Source organism: Rahnella sp. PD4, assembly GCF_049199325.1.
GTDB classification, from domain to species: domain Bacteria; phylum Pseudomonadota; class Gammaproteobacteria; order Enterobacterales; family Enterobacteriaceae; genus Rahnella; species Rahnella perminowiae.
Window position 1 is genome coordinate 896,583 of record NZ_JBLZQF010000002.1, and the last position, 13,781, is coordinate 910,363.

Consider the following 13,781-nt stretch of genomic DNA (forward strand, 5'->3'; position numbering starts at 1 on the left):
CCCCTCGCTGTTACAACACGCGCTTCGCTCGCTGGCTATGTTCCAGTTACCACCGTGACAGGCTGGAAATCTTGCCGCTCTGCGGTTCCTTCTCTCGGTCTTCGAGCCATAGGTCTCGAAGCCGCTCCGTTCAGCAAGATTTCTGAATCGCCCGTGGGCTTTTTAAAAAAATATAGTGAGGTTGTGAAGTTGAAGCCTGAGGCCGGTTCCAAAATCGCGCCGGAGGAGAGGTGGAAAACCGCGCGTCTTTTTGCGCGGGTTGTAACCCGAACAGAGGGCACCGCGGAGCGGCGGGATTTTGCGGCTATCGCTATGGCTTATGAAACATAGCCAACGAGCAGAGCGCGCAGTGAAAGAGCCTGGGATTCTTAAGGGGTGCGGCGATAGGCGCCCCTTAAGGCCAGTTTGGGCGGCGAGCCCAAGGTTTTGAATTTGAATTTGAATTTGAATTTCGGGATTAAACACCGAAATGTTTAACCCAGTGATCCGCAATGTCCTGCCGTTTACACACCCATACCTTCTCATGTGACCCGATGTAATCGAGAAACCGCTGTAAAGCCCGAAACCGCCCCGGGCGGCCCAATATCCGGCAGTGCATCCCGACCGACATCATTTTCGGCGAGGTTTCGCCTTCTTCGTACAACACGTCAAACGTGTCTTTCAGATAAGTGTAAAACTGCTCACCCGTGTTGAACCCCTGCGGGGAGGCAAAACGCATGTCGTTGGTCTCCAGCGTGTAAGGGATCACCAGATGCTGTTTCGTTTCACCATTTTCCAGTTTGACCGGCGTCCAGAACGGCAGATCATCGCCGTAATAATCGCTGTCATACTGGAACCCACCCGACTCTACCACCAGCTGGCGCGTATTCGGGCTGTCGCGTCCGGTATACCAGCCGGACGGTGCTTTGCCGAACAAATCGCGCAGAACGGTAATCGCTTTTTGCATGTGCTCCGCCTCCCCGGCTTTGCTCATGTCCTGATAATGGATCCAGCGCCAGCCATGGCTGACGACGTCGTAATCCGCCGCCTTGATCGCGCTGACGATTTCCGGATTGCGGGCCAGTGCCATCGCCACGCCGAAAACGGTCAGCGGTAAGCCGCGTTTCTGAAACTCATTGTGGATGCGCCAGAAACCGGCACGCGAGCCGTATTCGTACAGCGAATCCATCGACATGTGGCGGTCAGGGAAACTGGCGGCACCGATGATGTCCGATAAAAATTGTTCGGAACCTGCATCACCATGCAAAACGTTGTTCTCGGCACCCTCTTCATAATTGAGAACAAACTGCACCGCAATGCGGGCGTTGCCCGGCCAGTTGGCATGCGGCGGGCGTCCGGCGTAACCGATTAAATCGCGCGGATAGGCATCCGTAAAACCGTACTCAAAATCAGACATAATTATCTCTCAGATTCAGCCCGGCAAAGCGGCCAGACAAGGGTTTTTCAAGGGGATAATCCAGATCACCATGTTTACCGGTCGTCAGACGCAGAGCAGCCAGTGACTCGACCATTTTGACCGCCGCGCTGACGCCGTCGATTACCGGCATATTCAGCTCGAGTGTCAGTTCCTGCGCCAGATCAGCCATTCCGCCACAACCGAGGACAATCGCTCCGCTGCCGTCAGATTTTTTCGCCGCGATACACTGCCTGCGGACTTTTTCCTGCGCCAGCCCGCTGCCGTCTTCCAGCGATAGCACCGGCAGATCGATAGCGTGTAAAGCCGCGCAATGGCGTTCGAATCCATATTGATGCAACAAATGCCGGGCGATTGTCAGCGTACGCGGCAAAGTGGTCACGATAGAAAATCGCGTCGCCAGCATCGTTGCCAGATGCATCGCCGCTTCGGCAATACCGATCACCGGTGCACGCGCCAGCTCGCGGGCGGCCAGTAATCCCGGGTCACCGAAACAGGCAATAATATGCCCGTCGACACCGGCATCGCGCCCCGCTTTTATCTGCTGTAATACGCCGAGCACGGCAATCGCTTCATCGAAATGCCCTTCAATTGACGGTGCACCTTCTTCAGGGCAAACGGCCAGAATGTTTGTTTCCGGCGCCGCAACCGAACGGGCTGTTTGTGCCATGATCCCGGTCATCGCCTGGCTGGTATTCGGGTTGATCAGTTGTATACAAAGTGATTTGACCATCAGCCTGATTCCTTGCCGGTAACGGGTTTGTGCGTGGCAAAAATCTGCGCAAAATCGGGTGTCTGCCCGCTGTGCTGCTCAAAGTGCAGGCTGGCCACGATGCTGTCGAAATGGTGTGCCATGCTCGCGGTCAGCCCGGCAACATCGCGTTTTTTCAGCAGTTCAATAAGGTCATCATGGTCATGACAACGGCAACCCTGCTGCCACGGTGCACCCCAGGCGGCAATTGCCAGCGAGGAACGCAGGGTCAGTTGCGAGACAGACTCAGTAAGTACTTTATTACCGGAAATGGCCTGAAGCTGAACGTGGAACGCGGCGGAAAGGCGGATCGCAGCGGCACCATTACGTTCATCGTGAGCACGCTTTTCTTCCTGCACCAGTTTTTTCAGCGCCACCAGATGTGGCGACTGGCAATGAGCAATGACCAGCGGCAGGTTGGCGCACTCCAGGATTTTACGGGTCGCGAACACATCGCGCGATTCTTCCGCATCCGGGGTGGTGACATGCGCACCACGCTTGGGCAATAACGTCACCAGTTGCACTGCGGCAAGGCGCTGCAGGACACGGCGGATCCCCGTGCGGCTGACTGAAAACACCTCTGCCAGCGCTTCTTCCGGCAATTTGCTGCCCGGTAAAAGCTGGTGTTCCACGATAGATTTCACCAGCGCGTTATAAATATGGTCGTCCTTATCCTCGGTAAAATAGGCCGTATTCAGCCCGTTCCAACTGGTCATTGCCGTTACTCCGTATACCGTTCGAGAGATTAATCGTATACATGAAAGTGATTTTTTGTATACAAAAAATGAAATTTGGCCTGATTCATGCAGTGCTCCTGTGACTGCTTTTTAACTTTGGACAGCCGGCAGCCGGCTTCCGACTTTCACATGTTGTTTATGACAGGAGCACGATTTATGCCAAATCAGGAAATCACCTCCGCCACGGCGCCATCTGAACAGAGCGCCGGGATCATCAAACCTTATTACAGCCCGAAGCTGTGTAACGATGATTTAGCACCGACGCGTGACCAAAACTGGAGCTGGTACAACATATTTTCTTTCTGGATGTCCGATGTACACAGTATGGGCGGCTATGTTGTAGCCGCGAGCTTCTTTACGCTCGGCCTGACCAGCTGGCAGGTTTTGCTGTGTTTGCTGTGCGGGATTTGTATCGTGCAGATTTGTGCCAATCTGGTGGCGAAACCAAGCCAGCAGGCCGGTGTACCTTACGCGGTGATTTGCCGTCAGGCATTTGGCGTGTTCGGGGCGAATATTCCGGCAGTGATCCGCGGGCTGATCGCTTTCGCCTGGTACGGCATTCAGACCTATCTGGCGGCTAACGCGTTAATGCTGGTATTGCTGAAGTTCTTCCCGTCGCTGACGCCAATGACCCTCCCGCACTGGCTGGGATTGTCGGCGCTGGGATGGGTATGTTTCGGCATCATGTGGGTATTGCAGGCGATGGTGTTCTGGCACGGGATGAGCGCAATTAAGCGTTTTATCGATGTGGCAGGCCCGGCGGTGTATGTCGTTATGCTGCTGCTGGCGGGTTGGATCCTGTATAAAACCGGCCTGAGCAATATCTCTTTCACGCTGTCGACTAAAACCCTGACCGCCGGCCAGCAAGGCTGGGAGATGCTGACCGCCACAGCGCTGGTGGTGTCTTACTTCTCCGGTCCGTTGCTGAACTTCGGCGACTTCTCACGTTACGGCAAAAGCATGGGCGAAATCCGCCGCGGTAACCGCTGGGGCCTGCCGTTTAACTTCCTGCTGTTCTCGATTGTGACCGTCGTGATCGTTTCAGGGACACAATCCCTGTTCGGGCAGATGATCACCGATCCTATCGAAACCGTCAGTCGTGTTGGCAACAGCGTTGCGGTGGCACTTGGCCTGCTGACGATGATTATCGCGACCATCGGTATCAATATCGTGGCGAACTTTGTTTCACCGGCATTCGACTTCTCTAACTGCTCACCGCAGAAAATCAGTTTCCGTACCGGCGGGATGATCGCTGCTGTCGGTTCTGTTCTGCTGACACCGTGGAACCTGTTTCAGTCACCGGAAATCATTCACTACACGCTGGATGTACTGGGATCGTTAATCGGACCCTTGTTCGGGATTTTACTGGCCGATTATTACCTGATTAAGCGCGGGCATATGGATGTGGATGCGCTGTTTAATGCCACGCCTTCGGGTCGTTATTGGTATCGCAACGGATTCAACCCGAAAGCGATTGCCGCGCTGGTGCCCGCCGTGGTGATCGGTCTGATTATCAGCTTTACGCCAGGCCTGCATCAGGTCGCGAATTTTAGCTGGTTTATCGGTGCGTTTCTGGCCGGTGGCTTTTACCGTTATATCGCCCGTCATGACCGTGCAACCAGCGGCGAAATGCGCTTTATGAAGACTGAGGTGGAATAAATAAATCGGTACGACAGGGAAGAAAAAAGCCAGGATGGCTGAAACGACGAAGCCCTGAGTGATTTCTCACTCAGGGCTTCTGAATAGTGGCGGAACGGACGGGGCTCGAACCCGCGACCCCCTGCGTGACAGGCAGGTATTCTAACCAACTGAACTACCGCTCCGCGCTGTGTTCTGGTTAAGAACGGAGCGGATATTAAGGAATGGCTGCCTTTACGTCAATGCTTTTCCTGATATTTTCAATCAACCGCACAGTTTTTCCGCAGTCTGGTGCGTTTCAATCCGAAAGACCGGATAAGCGGCTTACGAACGCCATAAACAGTTACCGCCCTTTTTAACCACTAAATCTAAACGTTCTTCATGCCACGCCAGTTCCTGCTCTGTGGCAGCGATAACTTTCAATCCGGAGGCTGGCCGCGCCACGCGCTGGATCCCTAATCCGTCCGCGCCGGTATTTTGCTCGCCTTCGTGGCTGAATTTAATGCTGGTCTGGCCGCCGGTCATCATCAGATAAACTTCGGCAAGAATTTCGGAGTCAAGCAACGCGCCGTGCAGCGTACGCTTGCTGTTGTCGATCAGGTAGCGATCACTCAGCGCATCGAGATTGTTACGCTTACCGGGGAACAGCTTACGCGCCATCGCCAGGCTGTCGGTAATTTTACAGAACGTTTCGGTTTTCGGCAGGTCACGGCCGAGCATGTCGAACTCGTAATCCATAAAGCCGATATCAAACGTTGCGTTATGAATGACTAATTCGCCGCCGCGAATGTATTCAATAAAATCGTCAGCGATGTCGGCAAACGTCGGTTTATCGGCGAGGAATTCATCACTGATGCCATGAACGCCAAAAGCCTCCGGATCCACCAGACGATCGGGTTTGAGATAAACATGGAAATTACGCCCTGTCAGGCGACGGTTAATCACTTCAACAGCACCGATTTCGATAATCCGGTGCCCTTCATAGTGGACGCCGAGTTTATTCATACCGGTAGTTTCGGTATCGAGGACGACGATCCTGTTAGAGGTGTTTTGTAAATCCATGGCTCATTATCCAACGCTGACAGTCAGTTGCAGAAACGATCTGCCCGGCACGAAAATAAAATCTCGCGCCAGGCACTTTAGCTTACGCAGGGATTTGCTGTGTAATGCAGTGGATGTTACCACCGCCCAGCAAAATTTCACGGGCAGGAACGCCGGTGATTTTGTACTCAGGGTACATTTCAGCCAGTAAATTCCCGGCCTGCTGATCCGTTGTCGCATCCAGCAGCGGGAAGATGATGTGGTTATTGCTGATCAGGTAATTGACGTAAGACGCCGCAAGCCGGTTGCCTTCCACACGCTCAATGGCCGTGCCCGGCAACACGCCGACAGTTTCTTCCGCAGTAGCATGCATGACAGGAGGTGAGGGCATTTTCCAGATTTTCAGGCTGCGACCTTGAGCATCTTTCGCCGCTTCCAGCACTTTCAACGCCGCCGCAGAACGCGCGTATTGCGGATCTTGCTCGTCGTCAGTCCAGTGCAGCGCCACTTCGCCCGGACGAACAAAGCAGCACATGTTGTCGATGTGCCCGTCAGTTTCGTCATTGAACACGCCGTCTTCCAGCCAGATAAATTGCTTCACGCCGAGGTATTTCTGCAACTGCGCTTCTATTTCAGCTTTCGAAAGATGAGGATTACGGTTCGGATTGAGCAGGCATTCTGCGGTGGTCAACAAGGTGCCTTCGCCGTCAACATGAATGGACCCCCCTTCCAGCACCAGGTCTGTCGACACATAGGGAATGTGCTGATAGTTCGCCACCTGACGGGCAACCCGTTGATCGCGTTCCCAGCTCGAATACAGACCGCCGTTGAAGCCGCCCCAGGCATTGAATGTCCAGTCGATAGCCAGACGCTCGCCTTGCGGATTGACCACAATCGTCGGGCCGGTATCACGCATCCAGGCATCGTCGCTTTCCATTTCCACCAGGGTAATCTGCGCCGGCATCACTTCGCGTGCGTTGGCCATTTCTGCTGCCGGAACCGCCATAAATACTGGCGTTTGAGTCGCAATCGCTGCCGCCACATTGGCGAAAGCCAGCTGTGCCGGACGTCCGTTGGAGCGCCAGTTATCGGTGCGGTAAGGCCAGATCATCCAGACAGCCTGCTGCGCGGCCCATTCAGCGGGCATCACAAAACCTTCAGCCTGAGGATTGATATCAATAGAAGACATCAGTTATTTCCTTGTTGAACCGTCGGATGTCGCGATGGCGCCATACATTTCAGGACGGCGGTCGCGGAACAGACCCCACGATGCGCGTTGTGCAGCGATAGCATCCAGATCAAAGGTATGAACCAGCACAGCTTCGTCGGTTTTGTTGGCTTGTTCAACCAGCGCACCGGTTTGATCAGCAATGAAGGAAGAGCCGTAGAAGGTCATTTCATAATCAGGAATAAATTTGCTTTTTTCCGTGCCGATACGGTTAGAGGCAATCACCGGCACAAGGTTAGCCGCAGCGTGGCCCTGCTGAACACGGGTCCAGTGTGGCTGGCTGTCGATTTCCGGATACGCCGGTTCAGAACCAATCGCCGTCGGATAGAAGATGATTTCCGCACCCTGCAATGCCAGGCAACGTGCGGTTTCCGGGAACCATTGATCCCAGCAGATGCCTACGCCGATTTTCGCATAGCGGGTGTTCCACACTTTGAAACCGGTATCGCCCGGAATGAAAAATTGTTTTTCCTGATAGGCCGGTCCGTTAGGAATATGCGTTTTGCGATAGACATCCAGCACACTGCCGTCAGCATCAATCATGACCAGCGAGTTGTAATAAGCATTATTGCACTTCTCAAAGAAGCTCAGAGGAAGCACCACTTCCAGTTCTTTTGCCAGTGCGGAGAAATGACGAATGAGCGGGCTGTCAGTCAGTTCTTGCGCCAGACTGTAATGCTCAGGGCTCTGATCAATACAGAAGTAAGGCGCAGCAAAAAGTTCCTGAATCAGAATAACTTGCGCACCCTGGTTATGGGCCTGGCGAACCAGCTTTTCGGCGTTAACAATATTCTTTTCCAGATCCCAGCTGCAGCTCATTTGTGTTGCAGAAACCGTTACATTTCTCATCAGACATCCTTAAAGCATTGAAAAATTGGCAGTGAAAAAACCATGAAAGGCTCGACTCGCTCAGAGTTTTGAACTGGCACTCTGCATTTTCCTATTATATTGCAAATGACAGCGCTCTCCAGCCAAAAGAGTGGTGAATGCCTGTATAACCTGCGCCAAAGGCACCTCTTCGTCTCTCTTTCAGACAGTTATACCCCAAGATAGTGCTGTGCCCGGTACGCCGGTTTATGTCAAACTTGGCGTTTACTTTTGATGACAGAGCCTGCCAGAAATGACCAAACAGGTAGAGATTTTCACCGATGGCTCCTGCCTGGGTAACCCGGGCCCCGGCGGTTTTGGTGCGATTTTACGCTACAAGCAACACGAAAAAGAGTTCAGTGCGGGTTTCCGTCTGACCACTAATAACCGTATGGAAATGATGGCGGCGATTGTGGCGCTTGAAGCGCTGACGTCGCCGTGTGAAGTGACATTGAGCACCGACAGCCAGTATGTACGCCAGGGGATCACGTCGTGGATCCACAACTGGAAAAAACGTGGCTGGAAAACCGCGGATAAGAAACCGGTAAAAAACGTCGATTTATGGAAGCGTCTCGATGCCGCGATCCAGACACATGAACTAAAATGGATGTGGGTGAAAGGTCACGCAGGACACCCTGAAAATGAACGCTGTGATGTACTGGCTAAAGAAGCAGCGGGAAATCCGACCCTGGATGATGTGGGCTATCAGGCGGAGAATTAAACGGCTGCGCGCTGGCTATTCTGCGATGAAAAAGGACGGTTGAAAACGGTGATAAAATGCATACCTACCGGGTATAAGCTGCGTTTTTTCGTCCGTTTTCGTCTTGTCTGACCTCAGCTTGTTCGTTAATTCCTGCCTCAGTCAGTCCCGGTGTTCTTTGCGGTAACTCTTCGTCGCGCCCACAGCCTGCGGGATTTTTTGCTTTTGCGCCGTGACTTTTTTCGCTGTCGGTGTCAGCGGGAAGGTCCGTTTGCGGGCAATAATCAGCGTCATGCAACCCAGTGCAGGAAGGTGCGTACTCAGTAATTTACCGCCATTCTTTTTCCACGGCAGAACATGAAAACGCCGGTGCACTATCACTTCATAATTAAGTAGCGAAAGCCAGTCAAGCAGACGCATTTGGGTAAACAGGCGACTGCTGTACGGCTGACGCTTACGAAAGAGCGGCATCAGTTTGCCTATCCCCAGCAGACTGAGCGGATTAAAGCTGCTGAGTACCATCCAGCCATCATCAATCAGTACGCGATCGACTTCACGCAGAATACGGTGCGGGTCGTCCGCGTAGGCCAGCGTATGGCTGAGCAGGCAGGCATCCACGGATTTTGCCGCGAAAGGCAAATAGTAGGGATCCCCCCGCACATGCAGCCCCTCGCCTTCGGGCGCGAAGTTCACCTGATGCGAGATTGGACAAGCCTGCGTATCGATTCCGGCACTTAATGCGCCGATTTTCAACAGGTGGAAACCGTAGAGTTTCCCCCACCAGGGTTGCAGTTGTTGCTCAAGCGCGGCACGGTAGTAGTCGCCGCACGGGATCTCATCCCAGCAAGCCGGAGCAACAATGGTCTTACGGGCGCGGGCTGGTCGCATAGTTTGTTATCTTCTTTCAAGCAGTTGCCAAAGAGAGGTTGCCATGAATCTTATCAGTATTCCTGCGTTGCAGGACAATTACATTTGGATGCTCGATGACCAGCAAGGACATTGCGTGATTGTTGATCCCGGAGAAGCTGCCCCTGTTTTAACCGCACTGAAAAAGGCGAATTTAACCCCGACAGCTATCCTTCTGACACATCACCATCACGACCATGTGGGAGGCGTCGATGAGATTTCGAGCCATTTTCCGGGTCTGAAAGTGTACGGACCTCACGAAACTGAGAATAAATTTCGTCAGATTAGTCTTAAAAACGGTGATAAATGTGTTATTGGCGGTGTGGAATGGCAGATCTTTGCTACGCCAGGTCATACGCTTGGTCATATTTCATACTATAGCGCGCCTTATCTTTTTTGTGGAGACACGATGTTTTCCGCCGGATGTGGCCGTTTGTTCGAAGGGACGCCAGAGCAAATGTACCAGTCGTTTCAACGGCTAGCGGCGTTGCCCGATGAAACATTAATCTGCGCTGCGCACGAGTACACTCTCTCAAATCTTAAGTTTGCGCGTGCTATTTTACCTGAGGATGATGATATCCATTCTCATGAGCACAAAGTGCAACAAATGCGTGAAAAGGGACAATCTTCCCTGCCTTCAACCCTCGGTCTTGAGCGTAAAATTAATCTCTTTTTACGATGTGATGACGTTGATTTACAAAACAAATTAAACCTTAACGATCCCTTAAAACCTGACTGGCAGGTTTTTGCCCGATTAAGGGCACTCAAAGATAGCTTTTAGCCCCAAAGGTTGTGTTTTTTTCCGAAGCAAAGTATTATCGCTCGTCTTTTAAGCAACTATGACACACACATGAAGGCAAACGCGATCTTAATAATCGCCTCCATGTTGCTCACAGGTTGCCAGGCGTCCAGGCAGGGCGTGAAGGTACCGGAACAACATGCACAGAGTTTGTCTTCAGCAAGTCAAAGTGAAGCAGGACAGTACACAGATGATGGCCGTGCGGCCTCGGGGGGATGGCTGGATGGAAACGACGCCGTCTCCCAACAAAATTTGTGGAACTTCATAGGCGACGAGCTGAAGATGAAGGTTCCGGATAATCCCCGGATCCGCGAACAAAGAGTTAAATATTTAAAAAATAAGAGCTATCTCCACGATGTAACATTACGGGCAGAGCCGTACATGTACTGGATCACCGAGCAGATTAAGAAACGTAATATGCCGATGGAACTGGTACTGCTACCCATAGTGGAGAGCGCTTTTGACCCCAAAGCAACCTCATCAGCTAACGCTGCAGGGTTGTGGCAGATTGTGCCGCAAACGGGTCGAAACTATGGTTTGAAACAAAACCAGTGGTATGACGGACGCCGCGATGTTGTGGCTTCGACGACTGCTGCGCTTGATATGATGCAACGTCTGAACAAGATGTTTGGTGGCGACTGGTTATTGACCGTTGCTGCGTACAACAGCGGTGAAGGCCGTGTCATGCAAGCGGTGAAAGCGAACAAAGCCAAGGGACGTTCAACGGATTTCTGGGCGCTGGCGCTGCCACGTGAAACATCGATTTATGTGCCGAAAATGTTAGCCCTTAGCGATATTCTCAAGCACAGCAAGAAATACGGTATCAGCTTGCCGAAACCGAGTGAAGACCGTGCCCTGGCGCGTGTTGAAGTCGGACAACAGATGCAACTGACACAGGCGGCCGAGATGGCGGGCATGTCCCTGACCAAGCTCAAGTCGTTTAACACCGGCTATAAGAAAAATGTGACCGCGCCGAATGGCCCGCATTACATTGTTCTGCCGAAGGCGCATGCCGACCAGTTAAAAGACTCACTGGCTGATGGGGATATCGCCGCAGTCCAGGAAACCAAACTGGCCAGCAACACTCCGTCAGGTGCAAAACAGTATAAGGTTCGCTCCGGCGACAGCTTATCTGGCATTGCAGCCCGGCTGAATGTGAAGACCCGTGATTTACAGCGTTGGAACAATTTGCGCTCAGCAGGCGCGTTAAAAGTTGGGCAAACACTGCAAGTGGCGGATAACAGCGTCAGCGATACCAGTGTCAATGGCGGCAGTATCACTTATCAGGTACGTAAAGGTGATTCTTTGTCGAGCATTGCCAGGCGTCACGGCGTCAACATCAAGGATGTGATGCGCTGGAATACGAATGCCGACAACCTGCAACCGGGCAACAAGTTAACGTTGTTCCTGAGCAACAAAATGAGCCCTGATACCTGATCGTGAAAGGTCGCGGCAATAAAAAAGCACCCTGAATATGCCGGGTGCTTTTTTTTGTCTGCATTTTTTAACCTGCGAAATAAGCGTTACTGTACCAGAGGCTGGCCTGCCAGGAATTCAACCCGCAGCGGATTATGGTCCGAGGCGCGCGTTTCCATCACAGACGCGCTGGTGACGCTGAGGTCACGGTAGAAGATAAAGTCCAGCGGCCTGCCGAACGCCCGCTTGCGGTAATCAGCAGGAAAACGGACCTCCTCCAGATGGATATTTCCCGCAAAGCCAAACAGGGCATTGATACGCTGTTTGCTCCACGCATTGAAATCCCCGGCCATGATCACCGGCCCTTTGTGGTTCGCAATCTGCTCGCCAATCGGATCCAGCTGTTTGCTGTAGACGTCGATTCCGATACTGAAATTCACCGCATGAATATTCACTACCATCAGTAAACGGCCATCGATGAGCGGATACACCGTCACTAAAGCCGATTTAGACAGCCTGAGAAGCGGCTCACGCTCACGCAGCGGACAACAGTAAACCGGATGCGCTGCAGAGAGTGTCATCACGCCAGAGGGGTGCTGAGGCAGCATAAATGCCGGTACCTGATCGGCGGCCAGATAATTGGAAGTCGCAAAACGAATCAGCTCAGGGGTAGTTTGGGCTTCCTGAAGCAAAACCAGTTGCGCATCTTTGCCGTAATCACGCAGAACTGACAACCAGTCAGCACGCTGTTGTTTAAAGATATTCCACACCATCACGCGCAAAATATTCGAATTGGGCAGCGCAGCACCCGGTGGCAAATCTGGCCCCAAATGAGCGAGGACTCCTGGAAAGATTTGCTCTGCGGGCTGACCTGCGACATACCTCATTGCATATGTTTTTTTCCGCACGCTAATCGCCTGTTTACCCGTTATATCGTTGCTTTATGAGAGAGATTCCCACGCGAAAGTTCAGTATACGCCCGCAGACGCTCAGACCAAATCTGTTTACATTGGTATACATCCTGGTCACATCTACAGGCTAGCATAACTCATAAAAACGGCCCGCCAGAGGCGAGCCGTGCAGACAAAGAATGTAAGAAAAATCAGGCCAGCGAAGTCGTAGGTTTGCGGTCCAGACGCCCGCTCAGGCGGGTAAACAGCAATGCACCCGCCACGATGATTGCACCGATCCACGGCGTTTGCGCCAGGCCAAGGGTAGAAACCACCTGCCCGCCAATCACTGACCCCAGGGCGATACCGACGTTAAAGGCCGCAATATTCAGTCCGGAAGCCACATCGACGGCATTTGGCGTCACCTCTTCGGCCTTCTGCACCACGTAAACCTGCAATCCCGGTACGTTGCCGAAGGCGAAAACCCCCATCACCAGCAGCGTGATCAGCGCCGGAATACCGAAACCTGAAGTGAACTGGAAAATCAGCAACAGCACGGTGAGGGCGGCAAAAATAATCGTCAGCGCTTTAACGGCACCATGACGGTCAGCCAGTTTGCCGCCCCAGATATTGCCGATGGCCACTGACACACCATACGCCAGCAGGATCCAACTCACCATGCTGGCTGAGAACCCAGCCTGTTCCTGCATCATCGGTGCAAGGAATGTAAAGGTGGTGAATACACCGCCGTACCCCAGCGCGGTAATCGTGTAAATTAGCAACAGACGCGGATTCATCAACACTTTTACCTGATCAGCAATACGCGCCGCCGGTTTGTTTTTGATGTTATTCGGTACCAGGATCGCGCTGGCGATAATGGCGATAACCCCAATCAGCGACACCGCGAGGAAGGTTTCGCGCCAGCCAAAATGCTGGCCGATGAATGTCCCCAGTGGCACACCGGTCACCAGCGCAACAGTAAGACCGCCAAACATCAGCGCAATCGCAGAAGCGGCTTTTTCTTTTGCCACCAGACTGGTGGCAATGGTCGAGCCAATTGAGAAGAAAACGCCATGCGCCAGGCCGGTCAGCAGGCGGGCTATCACCAGCGTGCTGTAATTCGGTGACTGCCACGCCAGCAGGTTGCCCAGCGTAAACAGCACCATCAGGCCTATCAGTAACGCTTTACGCGGCACGCGGGCAGTCAGCGCGGTCAGAACCGGTGCGCCAGTCGCCACGCCGAGAGCATAAATGGACACCAGCAAACCGGCGGACGGGACAGAAACGCCCAGTTGTTGCGCGATAGTCGGCACCAGCCCGACAATAACAAACTCTGTTGTTCCTATAGCAAATGCACTGATGGTCAGTGCTAATAATGCAAGCGGCATAACCTT

The 13,781-nt window shown here is 52.9% G+C and carries 13 protein-coding genes and 1 tRNA gene; 4 read left to right on the forward strand and 10 right to left on the reverse strand.

Features of this window, described 5'->3' with window-relative positions; all coding sequences use genetic code 11:
- Positions 1-457 precede the first annotated feature (457 nt).
- Genes puuE through ACOZIO_RS08760 form a run of 3 tightly spaced genes read right to left on the reverse strand, consistent with a single transcriptional unit; the run spans position 458 to position 2,881 of the window.
- Positions 458-1,396, reverse strand: a complete 939-nt coding sequence (gene puuE / locus ACOZIO_RS08750) for an allantoinase PuuE (RefSeq protein WP_129955034.1) — start codon at positions 1,394-1,396, stop codon at positions 458-460.
- Positions 1,389-2,147 carry an aspartate/glutamate racemase family protein gene (locus ACOZIO_RS08755; RefSeq protein ID WP_129955033.1) on the reverse strand — a complete coding sequence of 253 codons (759 nt, stop codon included), beginning with the start codon at positions 2,145-2,147 and terminating at the stop codon, positions 1,389-1,391. Before ACOZIO_RS08755 ends, puuE begins: the two co-directional genes overlap by 8 nt.
- Positions 2,147-2,881, reverse strand: a complete 735-nt coding sequence (locus tag ACOZIO_RS08760; RefSeq protein ID WP_129955032.1) for a GntR family transcriptional regulator — start codon at positions 2,879-2,881, stop codon at positions 2,147-2,149. Before ACOZIO_RS08760 ends, ACOZIO_RS08755 begins: the two co-directional genes overlap by 1 nt.
- 177 nt (positions 2,882-3,058) lie before the next feature.
- On the opposite strand from ACOZIO_RS08760, the gene ACOZIO_RS08765 reads away from it, so the two are divergent.
- Entirely contained in the window at positions 3,059-4,561 is a 1,503-nt protein-coding gene (locus tag ACOZIO_RS08765; protein WP_421595189.1) for an NCS1 family nucleobase:cation symporter-1, read from the forward strand.
- Between the two features lie 87 nt (positions 4,562-4,648).
- Here ACOZIO_RS08765 and ACOZIO_RS08770 read toward each other — a convergent pair.
- From ACOZIO_RS08770 to aguB, 4 genes are all read right to left on the reverse strand, one after another.
- Positions 4,649-4,725: transfer RNA gene (locus ACOZIO_RS08770), tRNA-Asp, on the reverse strand.
- A 139-nt stretch (positions 4,726-4,864) separates the two neighbouring features.
- Positions 4,865-5,602, reverse strand: a complete 738-nt coding sequence (gene dnaQ, locus ACOZIO_RS08775; protein WP_129955030.1) for a DNA polymerase III subunit epsilon — start codon at positions 5,600-5,602, stop codon at positions 4,865-4,867.
- A gap of 82 nt (positions 5,603-5,684) precedes the next feature.
- A complete protein-coding gene (gene aguA / locus ACOZIO_RS08780; RefSeq protein WP_129955029.1) occupies positions 5,685-6,770 on the reverse strand; it encodes an agmatine deiminase in 1,086 nt (361 codons plus the stop codon).
- A 3-nt stretch (positions 6,771-6,773) separates the two neighbouring features.
- Positions 6,774-7,658, reverse strand: a complete 885-nt coding sequence (aguB, locus tag ACOZIO_RS08785; RefSeq protein WP_129955028.1) for an N-carbamoylputrescine amidase — start codon at positions 7,656-7,658, stop codon at positions 6,774-6,776.
- A 271-nt stretch (positions 7,659-7,929) separates the two neighbouring features.
- Between aguB and rnhA the strand changes: the two genes are divergently transcribed.
- Positions 7,930-8,397 (forward strand): ribonuclease HI, encoded by a 468-nt coding sequence (gene rnhA, locus ACOZIO_RS08790; RefSeq protein ID WP_129955027.1) that lies wholly within the window; start codon positions 7,930-7,932, stop codon positions 8,395-8,397.
- A gap of 141 nt (positions 8,398-8,538) precedes the next feature.
- On the opposite strand, the gene ACOZIO_RS08795 is transcribed toward rnhA, so the two are convergent.
- Positions 8,539-9,264, reverse strand: a complete 726-nt coding sequence (locus tag ACOZIO_RS08795; RefSeq protein ID WP_129955026.1) for a class I SAM-dependent methyltransferase — start codon at positions 9,262-9,264, stop codon at positions 8,539-8,541.
- Positions 9,265-9,307: 43 nt separating this feature from the next.
- On the opposite strand from ACOZIO_RS08795, the gene gloB reads away from it, so the two are divergent.
- Both gloB and mltD read left to right on the forward strand, forming a co-directional pair.
- Positions 9,308-10,063 (forward strand): hydroxyacylglutathione hydrolase, encoded by a 756-nt coding sequence (gloB, locus tag ACOZIO_RS08800; RefSeq protein WP_129955025.1) that lies wholly within the window; start codon positions 9,308-9,310, stop codon positions 10,061-10,063.
- 69 nt (positions 10,064-10,132) lie between these two features.
- Positions 10,133-11,518, forward strand: a complete 1,386-nt coding sequence (mltD, locus tag ACOZIO_RS08805) for a murein transglycosylase D (RefSeq protein WP_129955024.1) — start codon at positions 10,133-10,135, stop codon at positions 11,516-11,518.
- 86 nt (positions 11,519-11,604) lie between these two features.
- On the opposite strand, the gene ACOZIO_RS08810 is transcribed toward mltD, so the two are convergent.
- Together ACOZIO_RS08810 and ACOZIO_RS08815 are read right to left on the reverse strand one after the other, a co-directional pair.
- Positions 11,605-12,405 (reverse strand): endonuclease/exonuclease/phosphatase family protein, encoded by an 801-nt coding sequence (locus ACOZIO_RS08810; RefSeq protein ID WP_129955023.1) that lies wholly within the window; start codon positions 12,403-12,405, stop codon positions 11,605-11,607.
- 194 nt (positions 12,406-12,599) lie between these two features.
- The gene (locus ACOZIO_RS08815; RefSeq protein ID WP_129955022.1) at positions 12,600-13,775 is read right to left on the reverse strand and encodes an MFS transporter; all 1,176 of its coding nucleotides are present in this window, start codon (positions 13,773-13,775) and stop codon (positions 12,600-12,602) included.
- Positions 13,776-13,781 lie beyond the last annotated feature (6 nt).

Bases quoted from the DNA above. Each gene is read 5' to 3' on its own strand.
- puuE (WP_129955034.1), bottom strand. From the start codon at position 1,396: ATGTCTGATTTTGAGTACGGTTTTACGGATGCCTATCCGCGCGATTTA.
- ACOZIO_RS08755 (WP_129955033.1), bottom strand. From the start codon at position 2,147: ATGGTCAAATCACTTTGTATACAACTGATCAACCCGAATACCAGCCAG.
- ACOZIO_RS08760 (WP_129955032.1), bottom strand. From the start codon at position 2,881: ATGACCAGTTGGAACGGGCTGAATACGGCCTATTTTACCGAGGATAAG.
- ACOZIO_RS08765 (WP_421595189.1), top strand. From the start codon at position 3,059: ATGCCAAATCAGGAAATCACCTCCGCCACGGCGCCATCTGAACAGAGC.
- dnaQ (WP_129955030.1), bottom strand. From the start codon at position 5,602: ATGGATTTACAAAACACCTCTAACAGGATCGTCGTCCTCGATACCGAA.
- aguA (WP_129955029.1), bottom strand. From the start codon at position 6,770: ATGTCTTCTATTGATATCAATCCTCAGGCTGAAGGTTTTGTGATGCCC.
- aguB (WP_129955028.1), bottom strand. From the start codon at position 7,658: ATGAGAAATGTAACGGTTTCTGCAACACAAATGAGCTGCAGCTGGGAT.
- rnhA (WP_129955027.1), top strand. From the start codon at position 7,930: ATGACCAAACAGGTAGAGATTTTCACCGATGGCTCCTGCCTGGGTAAC.
- ACOZIO_RS08795 (WP_129955026.1), bottom strand. From the start codon at position 9,264: ATGCGACCAGCCCGCGCCCGTAAGACCATTGTTGCTCCGGCTTGCTGG.
- gloB (WP_129955025.1), top strand. From the start codon at position 9,308: ATGAATCTTATCAGTATTCCTGCGTTGCAGGACAATTACATTTGGATG.
- mltD (WP_129955024.1), top strand. From the start codon at position 10,133: ATGAAGGCAAACGCGATCTTAATAATCGCCTCCATGTTGCTCACAGGT.
- ACOZIO_RS08815 (WP_129955022.1), bottom strand. From the start codon at position 13,775: ATGCCGCTTGCATTATTAGCACTGACCATCAGTGCATTTGCTATAGGA.